Origin of the sequence: Cohaesibacter gelatinilyticus, assembly GCF_900215605.1 — a bacterium.
In the GTDB taxonomy this organism is placed as follows: Bacteria; Pseudomonadota; Alphaproteobacteria; order Rhizobiales; family Cohaesibacteraceae; genus Cohaesibacter; species Cohaesibacter gelatinilyticus.
On the sequence record NZ_OBEL01000001.1, the window covers coordinates 874700 to 886421 of the forward strand.

An 11722-nucleotide genomic window follows, 5' to 3' on the forward strand; every position below is an offset into this window, starting at 1 on the left:
ATAATCATGTAAGTGCCTGAGTGACTAGCAATTGGATGCCGCGTTGTCACTTATAAAATGCGTTCACCGGGTTTGCGAGCACCTTGACCACAAAAAAGCCCGGTACGAGAGGCTCGAACCGGGCTATCATGAGAGATGGATCTGAGTTAGCGGCGCAAGTGCCGGGTCAGGCGATGCTCCAATATATCCCAAAGTCGACGCATCACCTCCACTACGATCAGATAGAAGATCGCGGCATAGATATAGGTCTGATAATCCAGGGTTTGAGAGAATGCCCGACGGGTATGGCCCATCAGATCAAAGATCGTAATAATGGAAACAACAGCGGAACCTTTGACCATCAGGATGATTTCATTGCCATAAGGGCGTAGAGCAACAATCAAGGCTTGCGGCAAGATAATCTTGAAGAAGGTCACCATGTTTGGCAGGCCAAGGCTGGCTGCGCCTTCATGCTGACCTTTGGGCACATTCATGATGGCTCCGCGCAAGATCTCGGCCTGATAGGCGGCGGTATTCAGCGAGAATGACAGCAATGCGATGGACCACGCGTCGCGGAAGAACCACCAAAGCCCTACATCCTGCCAGAATGAGCGGAAGGATCCAAAGCCATAATAGAGCAGGAAGAGCTGGGCGAGCAGAGGGGTGCCGCGGAAGAAATAGATATAACCAAAGCTGAAGCCACGTAAAATCTTGTTGGAAGACATTCGGCCGAAAGCAATGGGAAGAGACAGTGCTGCACCGATGGTGACAGAGATGGCGACCAGTTTCAGAGTGGTTAGGAAACCATCAAAATATCGGGGACCATATTTCTCGATCTGGGCAGGGTCGTAAGATGTAATCAGAAAAACAATCAGGGCGATTCCTGCTGCAATCCAGGATACTACACTCATAAGGCCCAGTATTTTACCAACGGACCACTCGCTTTTGCGGGCCTCGGCAGGGCGAGGGCGCGATGAGATCATCTCGGAAGCGACATAAGCTTCACTCATTATCGAACCTCCCCACGGCGCACTGTTTTCTCAATTTTTTCGAGACCGACTGATGAGAGGAAGGTCAAAGCCAAATAGATCAGGCAGGCAAGGCTGAAAAACAGAAATGGTTCTTTCTCGACGCGCGCGGCAATGCCAGTAACACGGATTGTGTCCGCCAAGCCGATGACTGAAACAAGAGAGGTTTCTTTCAGCAAGATCAACCAAAGATTGGAAAGGCCAGGCAAGGCGAGTTTGATTAATTGCGGTAAGATGATCAGGCGCATGGTCTGAAAACGTGACAGTCCCAGAGCAGAAGCCCCTTCATATTGCCCCTGATTGATGCCTTTGAACGCAGAGAGAAAAACTTCACTGGCATAGGAGGAGAACACAAAACCCAGTGCGATCATGCCGGCAACAAAGGAATTGATCTCTATATTGATGCCAAAGACCTTCTGAAAAAGAAAATTGCCGAGAATTTGCGCTCCGTAAAATACGATGAACAGGGTCAGCAATTCAGGTAGACCGCGGAAGATTGTGGTGAAGATTTTGGCTGATACCTGCAAACTGGGCTCGCGCGAATTGATGCCCAACGCCAGAAAAAAACCAAGTAACAAGCCAAAAGGAAGCGTAGCAAGACCCAGAGATATGGTCACCCATATGCCACTAAGTATCTCATCCCCCCAGCCTGCATCGCCGTACGAGAGTAACGATAACAATTCCATAGTTGATCTGCCATCCTAAAGAAAACCCGGCGAGAAGCTCGCCGGGTTATATCAATGCTTGGAGATGGGATTATTCACCACCGTAAACGTCAAATTCAAAGTATTTGTCGTTGATCTCTTTATAGACGCCATTTGCACGGATAGCTTTGATGGCAGCAGAGAATTTGTTGGCTAGCTCGGTTTCGCCTTTACGAACGGCAACACCTGCGCCAGCACCATTGATTTTTGGATCGGGGGTCAAAGGAGCAAGGATCTTGCAGCATGCACCCTTATCAGATTTTACCCATTCATCCAGAACCACGATGTCTTCAACTGCACCGTCGATACGACCGGATTCGAGATCCAGCTTGTACTCGTCAGGAGTCGGGTACAGCTTCAGTTCGATGCCTTCCAGTTTCTTCTCTGCATATTCAGAGTGAGTGGTGGAAGACTGGGCACCGATCATTTTACCTTTCAAAGATGCAGGAGAAGCATCTTTCATGTCGGAATCCTTAGGCACCGCGATCGCAGGTGGGGTGTTGTAGTATTTCTCGGAGAAGTCGATTTTCTTCAGACGCTCTTCAGTGATGGACATGGAGGCGATCACTGCATCGAACTTATTGGCCATCAGGGCAGGGATCATTCCATCCCAATCCTGTACAACAAACTCACACTCAACCTTCATTTCAGCGCAAAGAGCATTGGCAATATCGATATCGAAACCAACCAGCTTGCCGTCTTTGGTCAGGCTGTTGAATGGAGGATAAGCACCCTCGGTACCGATACGGATTTTGTCAGCGGCTTCGGCAGCACCAGCCACCATCAGAACAGCAGCAGCCGTCAGAGCAAGTTTTTTCATGAAACGCATGGATTTCTTCCCTCTTGCATATTGTATAATGCTTTGGGCCTTTGAAGGCCTTCTTTAAATGCGCAAGACCACACTGAGCCTCGCTTGTCTGCATATTCCCATTATTTTAGTCTTGATGACAATAGAGAAATGCAAACCTTATGAACGGCCTCACAATGCGCTCATTGATATTACTTTTGCAGCATTATTGTATTTGTAGGGTTTGATTTTTGGAAGATTGTGCCGCCATCGTGGAAAAGTGGCAGTTTTTTGGGGCGCAGGGGTCTACAAAAAATGCCGACATAAGCGACATCAGGAACAAACTGCTTGTTGAAGTCGACAAAATGCTAAAACGGGGGTGAGGCAAGCTGTCTCAGGGGTTTTACATCACTCAGATTTTGCTCCGTCAAATTGGAGTTTTTAGGCGTTAAAATACGGCACCACTTATGCGAAGCACTATCCCTTGCCTGGCAGATCCGTGTGGGCAACCACAAAATCAGCTATGGCATTCACGTCATCCAGATTGAAGATCGGCAATCCTTCTGAGCCTTCCAGATTGTTCGGGTGATCACTAGCCAGTGCTACAATCATGTTGTCTTTCGGGGCCAGCGGGTCGTGATGCTTGGCTTCGGCGCGGCGCACCTCTATCTTGGGAAAGCCTTCCTTTTTGTAACCTTCAATCAGCACCAAATCACACGGGGAGAGTTTGGGCAGGATATCACCCAGCAGCGGTTCCGGTTCATCACGGCATTCGTGCATGATGGCCCAACGGGTGCCAGCAGCAACAAGTGCCACTTCTCCGGCCCCGGCTTCCCGGTGACGAAAACTGTCTGCGCCGGGCTTGTCTATATCACATTTGTGATGAGCATGTTTGATGGTAGAGATTTTATAACCCCGACGTACCAATTCCTCGACCAGTCGAACCACGAGTGTGGTTTTGCCGGAGTTTTTCCAACCAGTTATCCCAAAAACACGATGTCCATGGGCATTGAAGAAACCGCGATTGCTCATCTTTTCTGTCTCCATCTCACTTGTCAGATCATCAAGTGTCAGTTGTCGTTTGGTAGTTTGTCCAGCTCTTGCGCAATGACGCGGGCAACTTCCAGATCATCTGGCTCATTGATATTGAAGAAAGGATCAATCTCGATATCTCCATCTACGATCGGGCCGCCAAAGATTGCACGACTATTGGAATGACTATCTGCCCACATGCCAACCTTGTGATTGCCATCCTTTAAGAAGGCCTCAAGGCTATCTGCGAGCATGACGGGCCAAAGACCAAAAACGGGATGTCTGCGATCGCCAGATTGTGCCAATACGATGCAGGGTTGAGGTGCTCCCTGGGACATGACAAGGCGGTCGACAAGGTCTTGCGGAAAGAAAGGTGTGTCCACAGCGGCGGAAGTCATCCAGAACGCTTGTGGCACATTTTTCTGTGCCCAGCGCATACCGGCGAGAAGGCCTGCCAAAGGTCCCGCATAACCCTCAATCTCATCTGCCAGAACAAGGGCATTGCTGTCCAAAGTAACAGGGTCTGCATTGCTGCTGATGATGAGATTCGCCACTTGAGGCTTGAGACGTTCTTCAACCCGCTTCAGAAGGCTTTGACCTTCCAATGTCAAAGAGGCTTTGTCTTCTCCCCCCATTCGGCTGGATCGGCCGCCAGCCAGAACCAAGCCAACAGTCCTGTGAGCCCAGCGATTGGCCAGAACCGGCTTTCCATAAAATCCAGCCTCGCTGGCCTCCATCGCTGTTTTGTCCAGTTCGGCTAGTTCCTGGGTGCTAAAATGGATGACGGTATCTGACATGGTGGAAGGGTCCGATTGGATTGGTCTGGACTTGGGGCTAAGCGGACTATAGGAGAAAAGCTCTCTTTGCCAAAGCTTTGCGGTAGATTGGCAGACTGTTACGCACAATCATTCCTGCTCCTTGATGTTCTGATTTATAATCGAAAAGAAAAGACCAATTGCCCTTGACGATGAACAATGTGAGCCCAACATGTGGCAAATAGCCTGCCCATTGCCCACCGGACGCATTGACCTGACATCATGAGCAGGGCAAAAGGGGGCAAGACAGGAACCATGCGCTGATATTATCTTCATTCCACCCCGGCGAGAAGATAGTTTGTGTGCATGGCAGGAACCAATTTGAGGGATTTCCCGTGTTCTGGAAAAAAAACAAAGTGCCAGCAGGCAATGTGACGACTGATCAGATTCAGGATGTCTTGAGAAAGTTGAAACTGGAGACTGGCGGCCCGGATATCGTTGAGCTTGGTATGGTCTCCGATATCTTCATCAATGAAGGCTCTGTTATTTTCTCGCTGACTGTTGATGCTGAACAGGCCAATGCAATGGAACCTTTGCGCGAAAAGGCACAAGAGGTAGTCAAATCGCTGTCAGGTGTTGAGAAGGTCATGGTCGCCCTGACTGCAGAACGCAAGCCCGGCTCAGGTCCTTCTTTGCCTCCACCAGCTAAGCCCGGGGTAAAACCTGCGGCAGCCAAGCCCAAAGCACCTCAAGGAGCTGCAGGTGGACATAAGCTGGATGTCAAAGGCGTGAAGAATATTGTTGCTGTATCTTCCGCCAAGGGCGGCGTAGGTAAATCAACGACTTCTGTCAATCTGGCTCTTGCTTTGCAGGCCAATGGATTGAAGGTCGGCATTCTGGATGCCGATATTTACGGGCCATCCATTCCGCGTCTTTTGGGTATCAAAGGCCGTCCGATGGCTTACAAGGACAAGATCTTGAAGCCGATGGAAGGGTTCGGCCTCAAAGCCATGTCAGTTGGCTTTCTGGTGGACGAAGATACGCCGATGATTTGGCGTGGTCCCATGGTGGTCTCTGCGCTGACGCAAATGATGCGCGATGTAAAATGGGATATCGACGGTGAGTTGGATGTTCTGGTGGTCGATATGCCTCCTGGAACGGGTGATATTCAGTTGACCATGGCACAACAGGTGCCGCTCTCCGGCTCCGTGATCGTCTCCACACCTCAGGATTTGGCCTTGCTTGATGCACGCAAAGGCATTGCAATGTTTGAAAAAGTCAACATTCCAATTCTCGGTGTGGTCGAGAATATGAGCTATTTCCTCTGCCCATCTTGCGGTGAGCGCCATGATGTCTTTGGTCATGGTGGAGCGCGCGAGATTGCAGATAAGATTGGTGTGCCATTCCTTGGTGAAGTGCCGCTCCACATGGATATTCGCGAGCGCTCCGATTCCGGTCGTCCGATTGTTGCGACAGATGCCGATAATGAGCATTCGAAAATCTATCGTGAGATTGCCCGCATCATGGCCGGAGAGTTGGCCGGAGCGGGCAGGGAAGCTCCAAAGATCATCATCGAATAAAAGAGGGCATTTCCTCTAATATTGAAACAAAGAAAAGGCGCTCCATTCGGAAATGAGCGGAGCGCCTTTTTTGCGTCAACCTTCTCAGGCTTCAGCCATTGCACAGATCTGTCCCTCGGTTGGGCCGGAAAGACAGATCTGGCTTTGATCCCGGCCGGGATGGCAGAAACTTCCAGACCAATGATACAATTTTTCTGAATTGGCGAGATCTTTCACGCCGACCATTAACGAGCGCTACAGTCATTGGATCTTGGGAGTGAAAAGTCATTATTCGATTTCCTATATTATATATCAATTAATTAGAGGAATTTTTTAACCTGATATCTTAAATTCCTCTGCTCTTGATCCGACTATAAGGGGCTTGCATAGGCACTGACAAACGGGTAATTCTCAAGTATGACTTCAAATAATTTGAACTGAGGGATGCTTGATGATCCTGCCACCACTCAATGCATTGAGAGCTTTTGAAGCAGCCAGCCGGCATCTGAGCTTTCAGTTGGCTGCAGAAGAATTGCATGTCACGCCTTCGGCTTTATCCTATCAGATCAAAAGTCTGGAAGAGCATCTTGGTATGGCGGTCTTCGTACGGGGAAACAGACAAGTCAGCCTGACCCGTGAAGGAGAATTGATCCGTCCGGCAATTGCGGAGGCTTTTCGCCTGCTAAAGGAAAGCGTCGCTGCATTGGAGCGAGAAGAAGATAACAACATCATTGTGGTTTCATGTGGACCGTCTCATGCGGCAAAATGGTTGGCACCACGGCTGTATCGCTTTTCCGACGAGCATCCCGAACTGGAACTTCGTTTGTCGGCAACGCTGGCACTGACGAATTTTGAACGAGATGGAGTCGATGCGGCCTTGCGTTTTGGCGGAGGTATCTATCCCGATCTACATGTCGAAAAGATGTTCGATGAGTTTCTTGTCCCAATGGTTGCTCCCTCTCTCATGGAAAAGGTCGGGCAATTGGACCATCCAGATGATCTTGCCAATTATACCTTGCTCCATGATGATTCCATGACCCTTATCGGAAACTCGGTAGGTTGGCTGGAATGGTTGGAGCAAGCCGGTGCATCAAAGGTGAATGGAGAAAAAGGCCTCCGCTTTAATCATGCTGATCACGTTCTGGATGCGGCTATCAATGAGGCGGGGGTTGTACTCGGACGCACCGTTTTGGGGCGGAAAGACATCGCCAATAACAGGTTGATCACACCTTTTGACCTTCCTGTCTCAAGCGGGTTTGGGTCTTACTTTGTTTGTCCGCCAGAAAATCTGAAAAAAAACAAAGTGCAAAAATTTCGCAACTGGCTGTTCAAGGAACTGGATCTTGATTGCGCTCACTCTGACTCTGGTCAAGGAAAGCATTTTCAAAATGATTAGAAACAGCTATCAAGAACGCAGTTGAGATCAAAAGCAAGGTATGCATCATGACCGCATCCAAAAATGACAAACCCAAGTCGAGAGAGATTCAGGAAAAGGATCTAAAACCGCTGGCTTGGGCTGCCTATATCGTGATGGGTGTTTTGGCTCTGGTGATCTCGCTGCAGGATCCATCCATTCTACGGGCCGCTTATGCCAAGAGCGATGCGCACCGTGCCGCAATGGATCGATGTTCTGTTGAGGCCAAGCAGAAGATCCACACACGCATGGAGGAGGGTGAGTTTACCGTCTATGGGTCATTCATTCGCATGCCAGGTGTGCAGCTTCGTTGTTTGTGGCGAGAAGGCGACAGCCCGAAAGCTTAAGGATTGAAGCCGGATATTTGAGGTTGCTGGTTCGCAGCCTTACAAAAGCTATTCTTCTTCTGTTACTGCTGGAGATACCAAACCAAACAACAGAGCAAGGAGTGCGCAGCCTGCCATGAACAAGCCCATGGGGAGCAGGCTATCACTGAGAACCAGTGTTACCAGAAATGACGCAGAGGCTGCGGTCATGGTCACAAGGCTGCCTGAGAGGCCCGAGGAAGAGCCAGCGAGACGAGGCATGACGCTCACCACACCTGCATTCGAGTTGGGCAAGGTAACACCATTGCCAATTCCCAAAAAGAACATGGCTGCAAACAGGATTTGCGGACTTTCGATCGACATCAGGCTCAGTATCACAAGAACGGAACAGGCTGCGAGCGTGAGCAGATTGCCAACCAACATCATGCGATACAGACCAACCAGTGCCGAATAGCGCCCGGAAAAGAAGTTGCCGAGGCTATAGCCTCCAGCGACCAGAATGAAATAGAGACCATATTCCGTTGGGCTCATGTCAAACAGAGCCCGGCTGACATAAGGTGCAGCTCCCAGGAACGAGAAGAATGTGCCTGCTGCAAAGGCGCTGACCGCAGTATAAACCCAAAAAGGGCGCATGCCGAGTAGTTGACGATAATCTCGCAAAAGGTCCTTGGGACTTTTCGCCTGACCAATATACTGATTGGTCTCGGACAGGTTGATCCAGGCCGCAATCAGAACGGCGAGCGAGAACAAGCCTGTAAAGTGAAAACCAGCTCTCCAGCTCCATAGATCATCCAATATCCCCCCAATGACAGGTCCGATCATTGGAGCCATTGCCATACCCATCGTGACATAGCCCAACATACTGGCAGCTTCATTGGTGCTGTGAGTATCGCGAACGATTGCTCTACCCAGAACCAGACCGGCAGCACCGCCTGCGACTTGGACAATACGTGCGAAAATCAAATGATCGAGCGATGGGGCCAGCGCGCAATAGAAAGAAGCAAGCACCGCAATCACCAGTCCACCCAATAGAATGGGGCGTCGACCAAACTGATCGGATAGTGGGCCAATCAGCAATTGAATGAAGGCAGTGCCTAGCAAACCAAGCGATAGCGTGAGCTGAACCATTGAGGCGCTGGCAGAGAATTCGCTCTGCACACTCGGCATTGAAGGAATATAAAGATTAAGAGCCAGTGGATTGACGGCGGTGACCGCGACCAGAATCAAAATCGATGGTCGAACTATGCTCTTGGAAGCGGTTTGTGAAAGTATAGTCATGAGTGCCAACAATGAAAAACAAGTTTGAAAACTGATTGGAAGATAAAAGGAATCTCTTAGCCATCCTTCATGCGTTTTGCTTCGCGCGCTCGTATACGCTCACGGTAGATTGTGTAAAGACCGGAGGAGAGAACCAGTGCAATGCCAACCTGTGTCAGCCAGTCCGGTACATCACCCCAAATGAGATAGCCATAGGCCAAGGCAATCAGGATGGAGCTGTATCTGAAAGAAGACACCACAGCCACATCACCATTGCGCATGGCCATTACCAGAAGAAAGTGGCCAAAAACCAGGCAGAGTGAGGATATGAGCAAATAGATCACGTTCGGGCCGGAAACAGCAACCCATTCCTCGCTTAGCCCCAACAAGAACCCCGCAATGGTAACAAAGACCAGAGTTGTGGAGGTAACAACCCAAACTGACGTGCCTTCAGGGATTTGGCGAGTGAACAAATCACGTGCTGCGGCAAGCAACATAGCAAGAACCGCATAGAGCGAAAAGGAGTTGAAGCCCTCGAAGCCCGGACGCACGATTAGCAGAACGCCGATGAAACCAACAAGAATAGCCGACCAACGGCGGATACCTACCTCTTCTTTGAACAGAATTGCTGCACCAGCTGTTGTCGTAAGACTAATTGCCAGCAAAATTGCAGTCACATTGCCAAGGGGAATGTGAGCCAAAGCATTCAGGAAACAAAGTGCAGCTGCTGCTTCCAGAATGGAGCGAGCCAGAACAGTATAGTGTAATGCCTGGGAGAGATATCGATATTGGCGAGTCAGAACCAAAATGACGGCTACGGCAACAACAGTACCCAAGCCTCGAATGACGGTCAATTCACCGACGGGCATGTCTGCTCCGGCAATTTTGTTGAGCATGTCGTTGCTGACAAACAAAAACATGGCAATTTGCATAACCGCAATGCCAAATAGATTGCCCTTGCCGACTGTCTCACCGACTTGTCGACGCGCAGCCGTACCCTGGGGAGCTGTCGTCATAATCCACTACCTATGTTGCGAAGGTCTGCGAATAAAGAATATTCACGGTAGGCTAGTGGATGAGATCTATTCCGACTCTAACCTCCGGTCACAGACATATGCCGACCAATAGAGGGTCGATTGTTCGCTCTGTCAATCACAAAATCATGGCCTTGCGGTTTTCTGCTGATTGCTTCACGAATTGCCTGATTTAAAAGATCATTGCTTTCCGAAGCTCTAAGAGGAGCGCGCAGGTCTGCTGCATCTTCCTGTCCAAGGCACAAATAGAGAGTGCCGGTACAAGTGACACGAACACGATTGCAGCTTTCGCAGAAATTATGAGTAAGGGGAGTGATGAAACCGACACGGCCTCCGGTTTCTCTCACACGCATATAGCTTGCCGGGCCGCCGGTCTTGTATGGAATCGGTTCAAGTTCCCAGCTCTGTGCCAATTGCTGTTTGACTTGAGACAGCGGCAGATACATGTCGAGACGATCACCATCAATTTCTCCCATTGGCATGGTTTCGATGATGGTAAGGTCCATCCCGCGCTCATGGGCAAAGCGGATCATGTCATCAAATTCATCGTCATTGACACCTTTGAGTGCTACCGCATTGATTTTAAGGTGAATACCAGCGGCTAAAGCAGCTTCAATACCATCCATGACTTGAGCGAAGCGACCCCAACGCGTGATTTCTGTGAAGCGTTTCTCCTGCAGCGTATCAAGCGAGAGATTGATGCGTTTCACGCCCATGGAAGCAAGATCCTTGGACATGTTTTTGAGCTGAGAGCCATTGGATGTAATGGTCAGCTCATTCAGAGCCCCACTATCAAGATGACGAGATAAGGAGGATATCAGGGATAGAATGCCTTTGCGTACCAAAGGCTCACCACCAGTCAGGCGGAGACGTTTCACACCGTGATCGACAAAGGCTGAGCAAAGACGATCGAGTTCTTCAAGTGAGAGAACTTCTTTCTTTGGAAGGAAGTTCATATGTTCCGACATGCAATAGAAGCAACGAAAATCGCAACGATCAGTAACTGAAACGCGCAAATAGCTGACCTGACGCCCAAAGGGATCAACGAGTGGCCCCTGACTTGTTGTGTCAAAATCGGAATTAAGTCCTGAAGTCGTCATTGCATGGGTCTCCTTGTTCAACCCGCTGGCAGGATGAAACAGATATCCAGCCAAGATTGCGTGCGCTATTTGGTCCGGCCAATGCGGTAAACACCAGCATACGTGATTTTGCCGCAGATGGAATGTAAAAAGCAGTAAAGAAACATAACAGGATTGTTATGATTGCCTGTTAGGCGGTGCCAGAATGCGGGCACTCAGACACACAACGCTTTGTCATCTCCATTTATTCCATGCAGACTAGAAAAAAAGCGGGTTGCCAACATTGATCTTTGGCAAATCGACCAAAAACACACCGACTTATTGTGAGCCAGGATGCAAAGGGTTATGAAGGAGAGAGACCTGCCTGCTTTTGGGTATAGACAATAAGGAAAGCAAAATGGCAACGGAAATCTGGCCAACAGAAATTCGACTGCATAAAGATAAACGCACTCTGAGTGTTCGCTTCGATAATGACGAAAGCTTTGACTTCCCAGCTGAATTTCTGCGGGTGACCTCACCCAGTGCAGAAGTGCAGGGTCATGGTCCGGACCAGAAAAAGACAGTTTCGGGCAAGCAGGATGTCGAAATCATGCAGGTTGATCCGGTCGGAAATTATGCCGTTCGGCTGGTTTTTACCGATCTGCATGATACGGGCTATTATACTTGGAACTATTTCATCGAAAACGGTCGCAATTTCGATGCTGTTTGGGCTGCCTATCTGGCAGAGCTGGAAGACAAGGGACTGAGTCGCTAAAGCATATTCCCCAA

General features: G+C 49.5%; 12 protein-coding genes. 4 read left to right on the plus strand and 8 right to left on the minus strand.

All coding sequences use genetic code 11. The annotated features are described in order from the left end of the window. Positions 1-146: 146 nt before the first annotated feature. From CRO57_RS03890 to mobA, 5 genes are all read right to left on the minus strand, one after another. Positions 147-989, minus strand: a complete 843-nt coding sequence (locus CRO57_RS03890; RefSeq protein WP_170955938.1) for an ABC transporter permease — start codon at positions 987-989, stop codon at positions 147-149. Beyond that, positions 989-1693 carry an ABC transporter permease gene (locus CRO57_RS03895; RefSeq protein ID WP_097152066.1) on the minus strand — a complete coding sequence of 235 codons (705 nt, stop codon included), beginning with the start codon at positions 1691-1693 and terminating at the stop codon, positions 989-991. Before CRO57_RS03895 ends, CRO57_RS03890 begins: the two co-directional genes overlap by 1 nt. Before the next feature lie 70 nt (positions 1694-1763). Continuing rightward, the gene (locus tag CRO57_RS03900) at positions 1764-2540 is read right to left on the minus strand and encodes an ABC transporter substrate-binding protein (protein WP_097152067.1); all 777 of its coding nucleotides are present in this window, start codon (positions 2538-2540) and stop codon (positions 1764-1766) included. A gap of 435 nt (positions 2541-2975) precedes the next feature. After that, complete coding sequence (gene mobB, locus CRO57_RS03905) at positions 2976-3530, minus strand: molybdopterin-guanine dinucleotide biosynthesis protein B (protein WP_097152068.1); 555 nt, start codon at positions 3528-3530, stop codon at positions 2976-2978. A 38-nt stretch (positions 3531-3568) separates the two neighbouring features. Then, a complete protein-coding gene (mobA, locus tag CRO57_RS03910; protein ID WP_210200748.1) occupies positions 3569-4327 on the minus strand; it encodes a molybdenum cofactor guanylyltransferase MobA in 759 nt (252 codons plus the stop codon). A 353-nt stretch (positions 4328-4680) separates the two neighbouring features. On the opposite strand from mobA, the gene apbC reads away from it, so the two are divergent. From apbC to CRO57_RS03925, 3 genes are all read left to right on the plus strand, one after another. Next, positions 4681-5865, plus strand: a complete 1185-nt coding sequence (gene apbC, locus CRO57_RS03915) for an iron-sulfur cluster carrier protein ApbC (protein WP_425291266.1) — start codon at positions 4681-4683, stop codon at positions 5863-5865. A gap of 430 nt (positions 5866-6295) precedes the next feature. Further along, the gene (gene gcvA, locus CRO57_RS03920; protein ID WP_097152069.1) at positions 6296-7240 is read left to right on the plus strand and encodes a transcriptional regulator GcvA; all 945 of its coding nucleotides are present in this window, start codon (positions 6296-6298) and stop codon (positions 7238-7240) included. 47 nt (positions 7241-7287) lie between these two features. Continuing rightward, positions 7288-7605, plus strand: a complete 318-nt coding sequence (locus CRO57_RS03925) for a hypothetical protein (RefSeq protein WP_097152070.1) — start codon at positions 7288-7290, stop codon at positions 7603-7605. 48 nt (positions 7606-7653) lie between these two features. On the opposite strand, the gene CRO57_RS03930 is transcribed toward CRO57_RS03925, so the two are convergent. The 3 genes from CRO57_RS03930 to moaA form a co-directional block, all read right to left on the minus strand. Beyond that, entirely contained in the window at positions 7654-8862 is a 1209-nt protein-coding gene (locus CRO57_RS03930) for a multidrug effflux MFS transporter (protein ID WP_097152071.1), read from the minus strand. Between the two features lie 56 nt (positions 8863-8918). Further along, positions 8919-9857: a DMT family transporter gene (locus tag CRO57_RS03935; RefSeq protein WP_097152072.1), complete on the minus strand. Its 939-nt coding sequence runs from the start codon at positions 9855-9857 to the stop codon at positions 8919-8921. Positions 9858-9934: 77 nt separating this feature from the next. Continuing rightward, positions 9935-10975, minus strand: coding sequence for a GTP 3',8-cyclase MoaA (moaA, locus tag CRO57_RS03940; RefSeq protein ID WP_097152073.1), 1041 nt, complete (start codon positions 10973-10975; stop codon positions 9935-9937). 376 nt (positions 10976-11351) lie between these two features. Between moaA and CRO57_RS03945 the strand changes: the two genes are divergently transcribed. Continuing rightward, positions 11352-11708, plus strand: coding sequence for a gamma-butyrobetaine hydroxylase family protein (locus CRO57_RS03945; RefSeq protein WP_097152074.1), 357 nt, complete (start codon positions 11352-11354; stop codon positions 11706-11708). Positions 11709-11722 lie beyond the last annotated feature (14 nt).